This window comes from Streptomyces sp. NPDC003077 (assembly GCF_040611095.1).
GTDB lineage: Bacteria > Actinomycetota > Actinomycetes > Streptomycetales > Streptomycetaceae > Streptomyces.
In genome coordinates this window covers 95061-109827 of sequence record NZ_JBEXNM010000004.1, presented here as the reverse complement: position 1 = coordinate 109827, position 14767 = coordinate 95061, and the positions used below count along the sequence as shown (strand labels likewise).

The following is a 14767-nucleotide window of genomic DNA, read 5'->3' as shown; positions in this document are numbered from 1 at the left end:
CCCCTACACCTTCAAGGCGCAACGATAGTCGGCGCGCCCGGCGGCACCGCCTGTGGGCAGGGGCTCGACGCGACCGCTCCGGGCAAACCCCACCCGGACCCTGAGTCCGTCTCAGGGATCGACCAGGGTTTTCACGGATGTCGGCCGGTCCGCGAACTTGTCACCATGGGCTCATGACCGATCCAACGCCCGCCGAGGAACTGACGGCGACTCCCGAAGCGCCCGGCTCCGCGCCACCCGCGCCCCTGCGCCGCAGCCGGCGGCACAAGGTCATCTCCGGCGTGTGCGGAGGCGCGGCCCGGCACTGGGACCTCGATCCCGTGATCCTGCGCATCGTCCTGGTCGTCCTCACCGTCTCCGGCGGTGTCGGTCTGATCGCGTACGGGTTCGCCTGGCTGCTGATCCCCTTGGAAGGAGAAGAGGAGAACGAGGGGCGCAGGCTGCTCTCCGGCCGGGTCGAGGGGGCGGCGCTGACGGCCTTGCTGTTCGCGATCGTCGGCTGCGGCCTCTTCCTCTCCACCCTGAACAGAAGTGGCATGGTGTCCTTCACGGTCATGCTGTCGCTGGCCGTCGCCGGGTCGGCGTACTGGTCCCGGCAGCGCCGCAGGGCACAGACGCAGGGAGCCGAAGCGGTGGACCCGGCCACGGCCCAGGCGGTCGCCGACGCCCCGCCCGAGACGGTGGCCCCTCCCTCGCCGGACAGTCCTTCCTGGTGGCGCAGCCCCCTGACGAAGGAAGGCCAGCCCCCCGCGGACTACCTCTGGGGGCCGAGCGACGCCCACCTCAGCGTCGAATACGCATACCGGCACAGGACGGCGGATCCCAGCGCCCCCGTCGGGCCGGGTACGGATAGGAGACATTCCGGGCCGATGGGGCCGATAACACCCACCCCTGTGGCGGCGCCGCGCAAAGCCCAGCGCACCGGCCGCTCCATCGGCGGCCTGACCTTCCTGCTCGCGATGGCCGCCGGCGCGGCGGGCACCTTCTCCGTCCTCCCCGACCACCGCTTGGCCGTCATGCTGCAGACGGGCCTGGCCTGCGCCCTGGCCGTGTTCGGCATCGGGCTGGTGCTCAGCGCCTGGATCGGCCGGACCGGCGGCGGCACGATCTTCATGGTGATCCTCACGGCAGCGCTCCTCGCGGGCTCCGTCTTCATCCCCAAGAACATCACCACGGATTGGAGGCAACGCACCTGGCGGCCGGAGAACGTGGCGGCCCTGCACACCACCTACGAATTGGGCTCGGGCCGCGCCACCTTGAACCTGTCCGACCTCCACCTGAAGGACGGGGAGACCGTGCGCACCGCCGCGGACGTGGGCGCGGGCCAGATCCGGGTGATCGTGCCGAACGGCGTCACCGCGCGGATGCACGTCCGGATCGGCCTGGGTGACGTGACGCTGCCCGGCGAATCGCCCCGGGACATCGACATCGATCCCGGTCACGAGGAGACCTACACCCTCCCCGCCAAGGGACTCAAGGAAGGCGAGAAGCCGCACGGCACGCTGGAACTCGACCTCCAGCTCGGCGCCGGAGAGATCAAGGTGCTCCGCGACGAGCCCGCCTCACCCCCGCCCGGGCCACCGGCCCCCACCCCGAGCGCTCCGAGCGCCCCGAGCACCCCGGGAGCCCGCCCATGATGCGACACGACTTCGAGCCCGCCCGGCTGATCACCGGTCTGACGGCACTGGGCGTGGGCGGCGCCTACGGACTCGACGCGTTCGACGTCCTGGACATACCGGGAGCCTGGCCGGTGCTGGCCATCCCGGCCGGGCTCTGCCTGGCGGGCATCACCGCCGCGCTGCGCGGCTCGCACCACCACCGATCCACGCCCACCGGAGAGTGAGGAGGTGCCGCACCGAAGCACGCGTCCGACGGTCCGATGTACAGGTGGCCGCACCCTCGATTGGGGGGTTATCCCTCTCGTGCCGGTGATCTTTGTGCCGGAGAGTGGTGGCACACCGCAGACCTACGGAGGACCCCAATGAAACCCGCGCTCTGGCTCGCCCTCATGCTCAGCGTGGCCGGCAACGTCTATTTCAGCCTCGCGGCCGAACGCGACGCACAGCAGCTCGTGCTCCAGGTGGCGTGCGGCGTGGTGGCGATCGGCTGCATAGCCGGGCTGTGGATGACCCGGGACCGCAAGTCCCACGGCGACTGACCAGCCGGAGGGCAGGAGCCCGTCACGTACGAAGGGCGTGCCCCGCGGCCAAAGCGCGGGACCCGTCACGGACGAAGGGAGGAACCGATCAGGAACAGCGATCAGGCGCGGCGACGCTCGCGGACGGGACACCTGGTGAGGTGGCCCGGGGGCGGGCCTCAGCCGACGGCGTGACGGCCCTGGCGGTGGCGGCGACGGTGCAGGACGGCGTCCAGGGACAGCATCGACGTACCGGCCAGCACGAGGGGGAGCCACGCCATCAGGTAGGCCAGGTCGTTGCCGTAGTAGTACGGCTTGGTCGCCCAGCTCACGGTTAGCCAGAAGCTCAGCGAGAGCAGCGCGCCGCCGAGGGCCGCCAGTCGACCGAACAGGCCGACCAGCGTGCCGATGCCGACCGCCAGCTCACCGAAGGCGATGGCGTAGCCGAAACCGGCGGGGTTCTTGAGGGCGAGGTCGACCAGTTGCGGGACGGCCGAGGTGTCGCGTACCTGCCGCATCATCTCGCCCACCGAACCGGCACCGTGGCCGGCGAAGAAGGCCGGGTCCGTGAGCTTGTCCAGGGAGGCGTAGATCAGCGTCACGCCGAGGAAGACGCGCAGGGGGAGCAAGGCGTAGCGGGCCAGGACGCCGCGGCGGCGCCCGCGGTCACCGCCGTCCGCCGGTGCCGCGCCGCTCCGGTCCGTATCGGCCGTACGGTCCACGTGGGCCATGACGCCCGCCTTTCCCTCGTCTCGTCCATACCGGCGCGGGGGCGCGGCGTGACACACGTGCTCGCCCCGTCGGCAGTGCTCGCCTCGTCGCCGGTATCCGTGCCGTGACCCGCGCCCGGACCCCGCGCCCGCGCCGTGACCCGTACCCGTCTCGCGGCCCCTGCTGCCCGTCCGGTGACCGGAACCCGTCCCGTGCCCGTACTGGGCATCTCGTGGCGGTGCGCGTCACATCATCGGCGCCCGTTCCCTCGCGAGCGCCCGTTCCCTCGCGAGCGCGCGAGGCTAGCGGCTTGATCGGTCGCGTCCGTGCCGGCAGCGTGGCCGGTCCACCGGCCGGGCGCGTTCACCGAGGGATACGGGCAAGCGGTACGCCGCGTTCAGCGGGCGTCCGGTGCGGGCGCGCCCCGGCAGCCCGGCACCGTCACCCGCCCGTCCCGCTACTCCACCACGTCGATCGCGTAGCTGTTGGTCTCGACGCCCGCCGCCGTGATGACGCGGACGTCCACCCGGCCCGGCTCGACGTCGGCGGGCACCGGCACGGTCAGTACGTCGTCCGTGGGGTTGGCGAAACCGCCGGTGATCGGGACGAGGGGCACCGGGACGTACACGGCGCCGATGCGGACGATGGTGCGCGCGAGCCGGTCCGGGGACTGCGCGCCCGGGGGGACGAAGCCGCTGCCCCGGATCTCGATGTCGTCGCCGGTACGGACCGGGGCGGCCAGGTCGCCGACCTCACGGACCCGTACGACGGAGAGCACGACCGGACGGCCGCCCTCCGCGTACTTGCCCGCCAGATAGGTGGCCGTACCGATGGCCACCAGAGCAACCAGAACCCACGGCAGGCTCGGCAGCCGACCCGGCGTGCGGCACAGGAGGGCCAGGGCGAACAGCACCGCGATCAAGTTGAGCAGCACGTACTGCGCGTCGGCGAAGCTGCCGCGTCCGGCGTCGTCCGTCAGCAGGTCGAGCCCCCGTGGGCGCTCGGCGGTGATCTTCTGCACTTTGCGGGTCTGGATCCGTACGGACACCACGCGGCGGACGAGAACCGCCACCCCGCAGGTCATGGCAACGACGATCAACACACCGGCCGGGCCCGGAAGTTGGAGATCGTCCAGCAAGGCGTCCCGCTCCCGCGCGTCCGGAGCCAGCGCCAGCCGGACCGCCGACATCAGCACGGCGTACCCGACCGGCAGCAGCCACACCGCCGCCACCGCGCGGGAGGTGGACAGCCGGTTGTCCTCGCCAATCAAGGGAGCCAGCAGCCCGCCCCGCGCCCGGTGCAGCCACGCCGCGCCCGTCAAGGCGAGACCGAGGACAACGGCCGCCACCAGTCCGGCCGTTCGGGTCCTCGTCCACCCGCCGTCGATGGCGGTGAGCGACTGCGCCATCAGCAGGGCCGCGATGCCGCACCACAGCACCAGGACCGTGCGCCGCCACACCAGGTCCAGCCAGGCGCCGCCCTCGGCCGCGCTGCGTTCGGCCACCGCGCGCGCCGACTGCGCCAGTTCGTCCGAGACCCACTGCCGCGAGGCCCCCGCCGAATGGGCCAGCCCCGCCGGCACCCCGCGCCCGGCGGCGAACTCCTCGCGGAGCGCGAGGAAGGCAGCCGCCGCCTGCCGGTGCCCCTCGCGGGCGCCCTGCGGGCACTTGCCGCAGGTGCACTCGTGGCTGTCGCCCCCGTACTCCCCTGCCTCGCCCGCACTGCCCGCCGTCTCCACCGCCACTGTCGCTACCGCCCCGCCGCGCTCGTCGTCAACTCCCGGTAAACGCGTGGAATTGTGCCGCAAGGGGTTGCGGACGACGTGATAAGTGCAGGTCAGAGGCGGGTGATGGTCGTGCGAGGGGTTGACGGACCCGCTGCGCGGGCGGGTGCCGGGTTGACGAGCCCGTGTCGGGCGGGTGGCGGTTGGCGACCCCGGTGATGTCGATGCGGGTCTTCGCGCCACCCCGAGGGAGGTATGCGCTACACCTTTCCCAGCCCAGAAAAGGGCGCATTGTACGCATCCCGGGAAATGAGGCCAGTCGATGCGGTCCGCACAGGTCGAATGCTTCATCCATTGCAGCGGACGCGCAAATAGGAGGGTGAGAGCCGGGTACCGCCCCTGCGCAAGCAAACCCGCGGAAAACGCGAAAAGGAGAGATGCGTGAAGCTCTCGGCCAAGACCTGCACCGTTCTCATATCAAGCGCCGCGCTGTCCGGCACACTGCTGGGAATCGGCGGCCCCGCTCAGGCGGACGATCCCGCCCCGATGCCGGCCGCGATCAACACCTGGGTGCATTCCATCCAGAACGACGCACACAACACCAACCTCGACTCGTACAGGGGCGAGGAAGTGGTGACGCGATACGCCTACCACACCAACCAGGTCTGGAGAGGGGACCGTGTCGGAAAGACCACGGCCGGTGTGGGCATCTACACGATCCGGCCGGTTTCTCCGCCCGCTCCCGCTTCCCATGCGGCCAAGTGCCTCACCTTCAAGGGTGAGGACAAGCATGCCAAGCTGGAACCGTGCATTTCCGGTCAGCTCAATCAGCGGTGGGTCGTCAACACAGCGCTGGAGAAGACCTCCATCATTCCCGAGAAGGCCCGGGATCTCCGCCTCGAAGCCACGGACGGGGACGAGAAGCCGGTAAAGGCCAAGCACGTGGACGACGATCCCGACCAGCAGTGGGCGCTCTACGATAAGTAGGGTCGAGAAAAGGCAGGTTGAACACGCGCCATAAGGCGGTGGCGAACGGCCCGGTATCCCGCTGTGTTGGCGGAATACCGGGCCAACTGCTGCGCAGTCCACGCCAGGTGCCGTCTCCTGCCATAGCCAGGCCGGGCCGCCTGCTGCCAAGGCCACCCCCGGAGGCTGGATTCAGGGGCGCCTTCCGCCGAAAATCAGCTGTCGGTCCTCGTACGCACCCTGTCCGCTCACTCGAAGAGATCCGGCTCGGCGCGGGCGATCTGCTCGTACAAAGGCTGGTAGTTGATCCACGCCACCAGGTCGCTGCCGAGCCGGTCATGGGTGTCGGTGGCGTCCTGGTGGCCGATCCGCACGGGAGTGCCGGCGGCCTTGGCCAGGAGTTGGACCTGGCAGGAGCGTTCCATGGTGATGAACCACCAGGCCGCCGCGTCCACCGTGCTGCCGACCGTCAGCAGACCGTGGTTGCGCAGGATCACGGCCTTGCGCGGCCCGAGTGCGGCGGCGACCCGACGGCCTTCCTCGTCGCCCACCACGACGCCGGTGTAGTGGTCGTGCAGGGCGTGGTCCTCGTAGAAGACGCACGCCTCATGGGTGATCGGTTCCAGGAGTTCGCCCAGCGCGGCCAGCGCGCGGCCGTGCGGGGAGTGGCTGTGCACCACGGCGACGACATCGGGCCGGGCTGCGTGGACCTGGGAGTGGATCGCGGACGCCAAGTGGTTGACGTGGTAGCGGCCCTCGACGACCTTCCCTTCATGGTTGGCCAGGACCAGATCGCTCACGCGCACGTGCCTGAAGGGCCTCCCGAAGGGGTTCACCCAGAAGCAGTCGGCGAACTCCGGGTCCCGGGCGGTGACGTGTCCGGAGACACCTTCCTCGTAACCGAACCGCCCGAAGAGGCGCAACGCCGCCACCAGCCGCTCCTGGCGGTGGCGCCGCTCCTCCTCCACGGTCTTGTGCGCCGGGGGCATGGCGAAGTGCAACTGGTCGGTGGGGATGGGCGTCGGCTCGGGCATCGCGGGCCTCCTCCAGGCGCGTACGGTCCTGAGTCGTACGGCTCCCGGGGGTCTGCGACTCATCGGGGGCACGGCCGGTGGAATCCTGCGGCTCATCGGGCACACGACCAGTGGGGCCCTGCCGCTCATCGGGCACACGACCGATGGGACCCTGCCGCTCATCGGGCGCACGGCCGGTGGACTTCTGCGTCCCATCGGGCGCACGCCCCCGGCGCGCGGCTTCTGACGTACGGCCCCTGAGGCGCGGCGGTGCGGACCTCAGGACTCCGTGCGCCCGCCCTCGTAGCCGCTCAGCAGCTCGACGCCGCGCAGCAGGGCGGAGTGGTCCAGTTCGCCGTCGCCCCGGGCCACGGCGGACGCGATGAGCTGGGCGGCGGCGGTGCCGACGGGGAGGGATGCGCCGACGGTGCGGGCGGCGTCGGTGACGATGCCCATGTCCTTGTGGTGCAGGTTCAGCTTGAAACCGGGCTGGTAGAAGCGGCCCAGGAAGGCTTCCTTCTTGCGGGTCAGGACGGTGGAGCCGGCGAGGCCGCCGTTCAGGACGTCGAGGGCGGCGGCGAGGTCGACGCCGGACTTCTCCAGGAAGACGACGGCTTCGGCGCAGGCCTGGATGTTGACGGCGACGATGAGCTGGTTGGCGGCCTTGACGGTCTGACCGGCGCCGTGCGGGCCGCAGTGCACGATCGTCTTGCCCATCGCCTCCAGGACGGGGCGGGCGGCGTCGAAGTCGGCCTGCTCGCCGCCGACCATGATGGACAGGACGGCCTCGATGGCGCCGGCCTCGCCGCCGGAGACGGGGGCGTCCAGGACGCGGATGCCCTTCTCCTTGGCGTTCTTGGCCAGGTCGATGGAGGTCTGCGGGGTGATGGAGGACATGTCGATCAGGAGGGCGCCGGACCTGGCGTTCTCCAGGATGCCATCGGGGCCGTAGGCGAGGGCCTCGACCTGCGGGGAGGCGGGCACCATCGTGATGATCACGTCGGCGTCCGCGACCGCCTCGGCGATCGTGGCGGCCTCCTTGCCGCCCGCCGCCACCAGGGCGTCCGCGCGGCCGGGGCTGCGGTTCCAGCCGGTCACCGCGTGGCCCGGCTTGGCGAGGTTGACCGCCATGGGGCTGCCCATGATGCCGAGGCCGAGGAAACCGATCGTGCTCATTGACGCCACTCCTGTGTTGCTCACTGACTGGTGCGGGAATCCGTACGACGGCCGGGCGTCCGAGGGACCTGCCACAGCAACCCAGTGGCACCTTTCCGCTACGTGGACTTTCCATGCCGCTATACGGAATCTCTTGCCATACTCGGTCGCGCGGCGGAGTTCCGTCAACCCATCCCGCCCCGAGCCCGCCCGCCCTCCCCGTGAACCATCCCGCCCATCCGCGCTCGCCATACCCCACCCCATCCGTCCGCCCTTGCCCTGACACGCCCCGAAAACGCCGACGCCGCCACTCAGCGGTGCTGAGCGGCGGCGTCGGTGTCACGCGTCGCGGAGTGGGCGGACGGCCCCGGAGGGCGTCACTCCCACTCGATGGTCCCCGGCGGCTTGCTGGTCACGTCCAGCACAACCCGGTTGACGTCCCGGACCTCGTTGGTGATGCGGGTCGAGATGCGGGCGAGGACGTCGTACGGCATCCGCGTCCAGTCCGCCGTCATGGCGTCCTCGGACGAGACCGGGCGCAGCACGATCGGGTGCCCGTAGGAACGGCCGTCACCCTGGACGCCCACGGAGCGGACGTCGGCGAGCAGCACGACCGGGCACTGCCAGATCTCGCGGTCCAGCCCGGCCGCCGTCAGCTCCTCGCGGGCGATGGCGTCGGCCTCGCGGAGCAGGTCCAGCCGCTCCTTGGTGACCTCGCCGACGATGCGGATGCCCAGGCCGGGGCCGGGGAACGGCTGGCGCTGGACGATCTCGTCCGGCAGGCCCAGCTCGGTGCCGACCATCCGGACCTCGTCCTTGAACAGCTGCCGCAGCGGCTCGATGAGCTCGAACTCCAGGTCCTCCGGGAGCCCGCCCACGTTGTGGTGCGACTTGATGTTCGCGGTGCCGGTGCCGCCGCCGGACTCGACGATGTCCGGGTAGAGGGTGCCCTGCACCAGGAACTGGACGGGCTCGCCGCTCGCGCCGGCCTCGGCGACGATCTCCGCCTGGGCCTGCTCGAAGACGCGGATGAACTCGCGGCCGATGATCTTCCGCTTGGTCTCCGGGTCGCTGACACCGGCGAGGGCGTTCAGGAAGCGGTCGGCGGCGTCCACGACCTTGAGCTGCACGCCCGTGGCCGCGACGAAGTCCTTCTGGACCTGCTCGGTCTCGCCCTTGCGCATCAGGCCGTGGTCGACGTACACGCAGGTGAGCTGGTCGCCGATGGCCTTCTGGACGAGGGCCGCGGCGACCGCGGAGTCCACACCGCCGGACAGGCCGCAGATGGCGCGCTTGTTCCCGACGCGCTCGCGGATCGCGGCGACCTGCTCCTCCACGACGTTCGTGGTGGTCCAGGTGGGCTTCAGGCCCGCGCCCCGGTACAGGAAGTGCTCCAGAACCTGCTGGCCGTGCGTGCTGTGCATGACCTCAGGGTGGTACTGAACGCCGTAGAGCTTCTTCTCGTCGTTCTCGAACGCAGCCACCGGCACCTGATCGGTGGAAGCGGTGACGGTGAAGCCCTCGGGCGCGGCGGAGCAGGCGTCGCCGTGCGACATCCACACGGACTGCTCGACCGGGGTGCCCTCGAAGAGGGTGGAACCGGCCTTGGAGACGCTCAGCGGCGTACGGCCGTACTCGCGGGCGCCCGTGTTGTCGACGGTGCCGCCGAGAGTGGTGGCCATGAGCTGGAAGCCGTAGCACATGCCGAAAATCGGGACGCCCGACTCGAACAGCTCGCGGTCCAGACGGGGGGCGTAATCGGCGTAGACCGACGAGGGACCGCCGGACAGGATGATCGCCTTCGGGTTCTTCGCGAGCATCTCCGCCACCGGCATGGTGGACGGGACGATCTCGCTGTAAACCCGGGCCTCACGGACGCGGCGAGCGATGAGCTGGGCGTACTGCGCGCCGAAGTCGACGACCAGGACGACGTCGGGGGCGGCAGCAGGGGACGCTGATGGCACTTCGGCGGCCTTCCGGCGGTGGGTGGTGCGGGTTGTGCTTTCGATTCTAACGGGCACATACTGGAAACCATGTTCCAGCAGATGACCTTCGTCTTTACCTATGGCACCGGCCCGTCCGGCTGCCATGGTCGTGCTGCTTGAACCACTGACACGCGACTTCTCAGGCGCCCCGGGCCGGCAAGGCCCGGGGCGCTGTGTGTTTTCCGGGTCGGGCGGGCGGGTTCCGGGGCGTACGCCACGTGTGCGCCTTCGGGGCGTGTGCGTATGACCACAGGAGACATGAGCATGAGCACTCGGATTGTGAATGACGCCGTTGCCGCGGCGGGCGCCCCCGCCCCCACGGGGGGTCCCGTTTCCACGGGGGGCTCCGTTTCCACGGGGGGCTCCGTTCCCGCTGGGATTCCCGTCCCCGATACCGGGGCGCGTACCGATGAGGCTGCCGCGGTGATCACGGACGCGCGTGGGCGGATCGACGAGCTGGACGCCCGGATCATCGGGCTCGTCAAGGAACGCATGACCGTGTCGGCCCTCATCCAGCGCGAGCGCATCGCCTCGGGTGGGCGGCGGGTGAATCTCTCGCGTGAGATGGAGATCCTCGGGCATTACCGCGGGCAGCTCGGGCGGCCGGGGACGGCGCTGGCGATGACGTTGCTGGAGCTGTGCCGGGGGCAGGTCTGAGCGTCGGGGCCGTCTCTTGGGCCGCGCCTTCCTTGTCGGGGGTGCGGCCTTCCGGGCCGTCCGGGGTTCGAGGTGGCTTCGGTGAGCGTGTGGGCGGGCTCGTGGGCGTGTGGTGGGTGCGTTGGGGCCCGGTGAACGCCGGGGGCGTTGTCCTCAAACGCCGGACGGGCTTGATTTAGCTGGGCCGCCGCCCACCTGAGGCCACCTCGGTGGGCGCGTGGGCAGGCGCGTGGGCAGGCCCGTGGGCGAGTGGCGGGTGCGCTTGGGGTCCGGTGAACGCCGGAGGCGTTGTCCTCAAACGCCGGACGGGCTTGATTTTGCTGGACCGCCGCCCTCCTGGCGCCACCTCGGTGAGCCTGTGGGCAGGCTCGTGGGCGGGTGGCGGGTGCGCTTGAGGACCGGTAAACGCCGGAGGCGTTGTCCTCAAACGCCGGACGGGCTTGAAGGGGCCGGGCCGCCGCCCACTAGGGAGCCGGACGAGCCTGATCTCACCGGGCCGCTCACCAGCCAAGAAAAAATGGACGCGGTCGGCCTCGGGCGTCCCCGGGGCCGGCCGCACCATCGGTTGTGACCGGGCTGCTGTCCCCTGCTGACCGGTCACAGCGCCGGTGCGAGGTCCCACGACGCGGATGGCTTCGCCAGTCGGCGTCTCATCGCTCCGGCGTGTCCGCCCGCCGGGCGGCGGCTACGCGTAGTCCTGCGGTGCCGCGCCTGGCTGGCGTGGCACCGGGATCAACGAGGGCGCGAGGCGGCCGGTCACGCGCCGTACGGGTGAGAGAACGCGCCCGCGGGCACCCGTCGGCCGACGCCCCCGCACCCGTCGATGAGCGGCCCCGCCCCGCCCGCCGTCCGACGAGAAGGGTGGCCCCCGCCGGCCGACGGGCAAGGGCGCGGCCTGGCCGGAAACGCGCGCCCCTATCCGCAACCCATGCGCCGCGCGTGACGTATGTGACTGGGATCACCTCACGTTTTGCCATTCGGAGGGCAACCCTTCTCCCGTTCGGCCAGTCATGTACGTGTAATCGCACGGCCCTACCGCGCCCCACCGCGACGGCCCACGCCAATCGGCGCCGACACCACGGCGCCGAGACCCCGAGAGGTCTTCTCGATGAAGCTTCGCCGTGCTCTGACGGCTGTCGCAACGACGGCTGTCATCGCGCCCGCCGCCCTGATGGCGGCCCCCATCGCGTACGCGGAGGAGAACCCCTCCTCCGCCAATTCCGCGTCCGGCACCCCGACGCCGGGGGCGTCCACCTCCACCTCCCCGAACACCGAGCCGTCCGACGGACAGACGACGACGTCGGCGCCCGGAAACAAGCCCGGTGACAAGCCTGGCGACAAGCCCGGCAACACCCCGTCGTCGTCCACGGACCCGTCGTCGACCGCCACCGCGCCGTCGACCGCCCCGGGCAAGCCCTCCGAGTCCGGCTCCACGAGCCCCGCCCCGAGCGCCTCCGAGCCGTCCGAGGAGCCCTCGGATGAGTGCGAGGTGGCGTCCGACGAGGCCGCGATCACCACCACGCTGCACGGCCTGCCGACCAAGGTGGTCGCCGGTTCCGGCTGGCACGGGTTCACCTTCCGGGCGACCAACGTCTCCGAGCAGAAGATGAAGTCCGTGGACGCGTACATCCACGTCGGCGCCATCGACAAGGACAAGTTCGACGACGTCTCCGGTCACCTGACCGTCCAGTGGTACGACGCCGACGAGGGCCGCTGGCAGGACGTGGACGACGAGTTCGGCTACTTCGCCTCCCTCGCCGATCTGGAGCCCGGTGAGTACTCGGACGCCAAGATGCGGCTGAAGGTCGACGCGAAGATGCCCGGCAGCTACGGTTTCGCCTTCGCCATCGGCACCTACCAGGACGCGGAGAACACCTGCGGCACCACCGAGGTCAGCGACTACGAGTTCGATGTCCTCGTCGCCGGCTCCAAGCCCGGTCCCGTCGATGACGCGAAGGGCAAGCCCAGCAAGCAGAAGCCGGTCAACCAGCCCGCCCCGCAGGGCGGCCTGAAGGAGCTCCCGGTCACCGGCAAGCTCGCCGACACCGGTTCCTCCGACGCGCTGCCGACCATCGCCATCGCGGGTGGCGCGGCCGTCGCCGTGGGCGTCGGCGCGATGTTCCTCGTCCGCCGCCGCAAGAACGCCGGATCGGCCGCGTAACACCGGCCGGTAGTCAGGACAGAGGGCCGTCCCTGCTGGCCAGGGGCGGCCCTCCGCCGTGTTCGATTCCGACGCGCGGGTGCGGCGGCTCTCCCGTTCAGGCCCCCGCCGTGTCCACCAGGGAGGCGGCTCCACCGGGAAGGCGACTCCACCGGGGAGCGGCGCCCCCGTTCACCCCCTCCGCTTCCCCGGCACCTCCGGCACCGGCAGCAGCGGCAGGTTCAGCGCCGCGAACGCGTCCTTGGGGACGGCCGGGCGCACCGGCGCCACCGGGGCGACGCGCACATACGGGCGGCCGGGGGCCGGGCGGGGGTCCGCCTCGCCCTTGTTCGGCCAGAAGGACATCGCGCGCTCGGCCTGCGCCGTGATCGTCAGGGAAGGGTTCACTCCCAGGTTGGCCGAGACCGCCGAACCGTCCACGACCGAGATGCCGGGGTGCCCGTACAGCCGGTGGTAGGGGTCGATGACGCCGCGGTCGGCGTCCTCGCCGATCGGGCAGCCGCCGAGGAAGTGGGCGGTCAGCGGGGTGCCCATCAGTTCGCCGATGTTGCTGCCCGCGAAACCGTTGATCTCCTGGGCGAGCAGCGTCGCCGCGCGGGTGGCCTCGGGGATCTGCTGGGGGTTGGGCGCGCCGTGGCCCTGGCGGGCGGTGAGCAGGCCCTTTCCGAGGCCGCCGGGCTTGCGGTACGTCGTCAGGGAGTTGTCCAGCGACTGCATGACCAGACCGATGATGGTGCGCTCGGACCAGCGGCGGTTGGAGAGCGACCGCAAGAACAGCAGCGGGTGCCGGGCGCAGTGCGCGGCCCAGGCCAGCGCGCGGGGGGCGCGCGAGCTCACCGGCACCTGGAGGGTGGTCAGGCTGCCCATGGCGTTGGAGCCCCTGCCGTAGCGCACCGGCTCGATGTGGGTGTCGGCGTCGGGGTGGATGGACGAGGTGATCGCCACGCCGCGGCTGAAGTCGAGCCGCGACGTGCCGTGCGCTTTGCGGTAGCGACGGCGGTCGGTCTGCGCGCCGACCAGCGCCTCGGAGTTCGTCCGCGTCAACTCGCCCAACCGCGGCGAGAGATACGGGAGCATCCGTGTGTCCTTCATACGGTGCAGCAGGGTCTGCGTCCCGTAGGTGCCGGCGGCGATGACGACCTTGGGGGCGCGGAAGATCCGGGCCCGGCCGCGCCGCTTGTCGTCGGTGGGCAGCGTGCCGACGGCGAACCCGCCGCGGGAGTCCTCGGTGACGGTGACGACGGAGGTCATCGGGTGGATGACGGCCCCGGCGCGTTCGGCGAGGTGGAGGTAGTTCTCGTTCAGGGTGTTCTTGGCGCCGTGGCGGCAGCCGGTCATGCACTCGCCGCATTCGGTGCAGGCCCGCCGGGACGGGCCCACGCCGCCGAAGTACGGGTCGGCGACCTCCTCGCCGGGCGCCGCCCGCACCGTCCCCTCCGCGTCCCGCCCGTCCCCGAAGAACACGCCGACCGGTGCCAGGTGGAAGGTCTCCCCCACGCCCATCTTCTCGGCGGTGGCCTTGAGGTGGACGTCGGAGGGGGTCATCGTCGGGTTGAGGCGGACGCCGAGCATCCGGCGGGCCTGCTCGTAGTACGGCGCCAGTTCCTCCTGCCAGTCGGTGATGTGGCCCCACTGCCGGTCCTCGAAGAACTGCTTCGGGGGGACGTAGAGGGTGTTGGCGTAGTTGAGCGAGCCGCCGCCGACCCCGGCGCCCGCGAGCACCATGACGTTGCCGAGCAGGTGGATCCGCTGGATGCCGTAGCACCCTAGGGACGGGGCCCAGAGGTAGTTGCGCAGGTCCCAGGAGTTCTTCGGCAGGGTGGCACGGGTGAACCGCCGGCCGGCCTCCAGGACGCCCACGCGGTAACCCTTCTCCGTCAGGCGCAGGGCGGAGACGGCACCCCCGAAGCCGGAGCCGATGACGAGGACGTCGTAGTCGTAGTCGTCGGCGCTGTCGCGGACCTCGGCGGCGCCGGGGCCGTCGGCGGCATCGCCACCGCCGGCGACGGCATGTCCCTTGGCGGTGCCGGGGTCTTCGGCCCCCTCCTCGCGGTCGTGGCCTTGGTGCTGCCCGGCGGCGGACTCGTCCCGTGACACGTGCTCTCCTTGAGGTCCTGAAGCCTTGCGGTCCTGAGGGGCGGAGGCGGTGCGGAATCGGCGGGTGCGGATCGGCGGGTGGGGCCCGGCCGCGCGGAGGGGTCCGTCCGTGCGGAGGGGCTCGTCCGGGCGGCCTGTCCCGCGTCGCCTGATGGGCGGGCG

The 14767-nt window shown here is 71.1% G+C and carries 12 protein-coding genes; 6 read left to right on the top strand and 6 right to left on the bottom strand.

All coding sequences use genetic code 11. From position 1 onward, the window contains the following. Positions 1–173 precede the first annotated feature (173 nt). The 3 genes from ABZX96_RS04480 to ABZX96_RS04470 all read left to right on the top strand — a co-directional run bounded on the left by ABZX96_RS04480 (position 174) and on the right by ABZX96_RS04470 (position 2158). Positions 174–1637: a PspC domain-containing protein gene (locus ABZX96_RS04480; RefSeq protein WP_355537665.1), complete on the top strand. Its 1464-nt coding sequence runs from the start codon at positions 174–176 to the stop codon at positions 1635–1637. Next, a complete protein-coding gene (locus ABZX96_RS04475; protein WP_355537662.1) occupies positions 1634–1843 on the top strand; it encodes a hypothetical protein in 210 nt (69 codons plus the stop codon). Before ABZX96_RS04480 ends, ABZX96_RS04475 begins: the two co-directional genes overlap by 4 nt. A gap of 138 nt (positions 1844–1981) precedes the next feature. Then, positions 1982–2158: a hypothetical protein gene (locus tag ABZX96_RS04470; protein ID WP_355537659.1), complete on the top strand. Its 177-nt coding sequence runs from the start codon at positions 1982–1984 to the stop codon at positions 2156–2158. Positions 2159–2316: 158 nt separating this feature from the next. On the opposite strand, the gene ABZX96_RS04465 is transcribed toward ABZX96_RS04470, so the two are convergent. Beyond that, entirely contained in the window at positions 2317–2868 is a 552-nt protein-coding gene (locus ABZX96_RS04465; protein ID WP_355537656.1) for a DoxX family membrane protein, read from the bottom strand. Positions 2869–3305: 437 nt separating this feature from the next. After that, the gene (locus ABZX96_RS04460) at positions 3306–4586 is read right to left on the bottom strand and encodes a hypothetical protein (protein ID WP_355538032.1); all 1281 of its coding nucleotides are present in this window, start codon (positions 4584–4586) and stop codon (positions 3306–3308) included. A 426-nt stretch (positions 4587–5012) separates the two neighbouring features. Between ABZX96_RS04460 and ABZX96_RS04455 the strand changes: the two genes are divergently transcribed. After that, positions 5013–5558 carry an RICIN domain-containing protein gene (locus ABZX96_RS04455; RefSeq protein ID WP_355537653.1) on the top strand — a complete coding sequence of 182 codons (546 nt, stop codon included), beginning with the start codon at positions 5013–5015 and terminating at the stop codon, positions 5556–5558. A 227-nt stretch (positions 5559–5785) separates the two neighbouring features. Here ABZX96_RS04455 and ABZX96_RS04450 read toward each other — a convergent pair whose 3' ends face one another. The 3 genes from ABZX96_RS04450 to guaA form a co-directional block, all read right to left on the bottom strand. Next, positions 5786–6571: a class II aldolase/adducin family protein gene (locus ABZX96_RS04450; protein WP_355537650.1), complete on the bottom strand. Its 786-nt coding sequence runs from the start codon at positions 6569–6571 to the stop codon at positions 5786–5788. Between the two features lie 258 nt (positions 6572–6829). Next, positions 6830–7726, bottom strand: coding sequence for a 2-hydroxy-3-oxopropionate reductase (locus ABZX96_RS04445; protein WP_355537647.1), 897 nt, complete (start codon positions 7724–7726; stop codon positions 6830–6832). A gap of 356 nt (positions 7727–8082) precedes the next feature. After that, positions 8083–9669, bottom strand: coding sequence for a glutamine-hydrolyzing GMP synthase (guaA, locus tag ABZX96_RS04440; protein WP_355537644.1), 1587 nt, complete (start codon positions 9667–9669; stop codon positions 8083–8085). A 279-nt stretch (positions 9670–9948) separates the two neighbouring features. On the opposite strand from guaA, the gene ABZX96_RS04435 reads away from it, so the two are divergent. Beyond that, positions 9949–10347, top strand: coding sequence for a chorismate mutase (locus ABZX96_RS04435; RefSeq protein WP_355537641.1), 399 nt, complete (start codon positions 9949–9951; stop codon positions 10345–10347). Positions 10348–11455: 1108 nt separating this feature from the next. Beyond that, positions 11456–12508 carry an LPXTG cell wall anchor domain-containing protein gene (locus ABZX96_RS04430; RefSeq protein WP_355537638.1) on the top strand — a complete coding sequence of 351 codons (1053 nt, stop codon included), beginning with the start codon at positions 11456–11458 and terminating at the stop codon, positions 12506–12508. A 171-nt stretch (positions 12509–12679) separates the two neighbouring features. Here the strand turns inward: ABZX96_RS04430 and ABZX96_RS04425 are convergent, their stop codons facing one another. Beyond that, complete coding sequence (locus ABZX96_RS04425) at positions 12680–14605, bottom strand: GMC family oxidoreductase (RefSeq protein WP_355537635.1); 1926 nt, start codon at positions 14603–14605, stop codon at positions 12680–12682. Between the last annotated feature and the right edge of the window lie 162 nt (positions 14606–14767).

What these genes read in the sequence shown, in the direction of transcription:
- ABZX96_RS04430 (WP_355537638.1), top strand. Translation starts at nt 11,456, where the DNA reads ATGAAGCTTCGCCGTGCTCTGACGGCTGTCGCAACGACGGCTGTCATC.
- ABZX96_RS04470 (WP_355537659.1), top strand. Translation starts at nt 1,982, where the DNA reads ATGAAACCCGCGCTCTGGCTCGCCCTCATGCTCAGCGTGGCCGGCAAC.
- ABZX96_RS04435 (WP_355537641.1), top strand. Translation starts at nt 9,949, where the DNA reads ATGAGCATGAGCACTCGGATTGTGAATGACGCCGTTGCCGCGGCGGGC.
- ABZX96_RS04445 (WP_355537647.1), bottom strand. Translation starts at nt 7,726, where the DNA reads ATGAGCACGATCGGTTTCCTCGGCCTCGGCATCATGGGCAGCCCCATG.
- ABZX96_RS04465 (WP_355537656.1), bottom strand. Translation starts at nt 2,868, where the DNA reads ATGGCCCACGTGGACCGTACGGCCGATACGGACCGGAGCGGCGCGGCA.
- ABZX96_RS04475 (WP_355537662.1), top strand. Translation starts at nt 1,634, where the DNA reads ATGATGCGACACGACTTCGAGCCCGCCCGGCTGATCACCGGTCTGACG.
- ABZX96_RS04480 (WP_355537665.1), top strand. Translation starts at nt 174, where the DNA reads ATGACCGATCCAACGCCCGCCGAGGAACTGACGGCGACTCCCGAAGCG.
- ABZX96_RS04450 (WP_355537650.1), bottom strand. Translation starts at nt 6,571, where the DNA reads ATGCCCGAGCCGACGCCCATCCCCACCGACCAGTTGCACTTCGCCATG.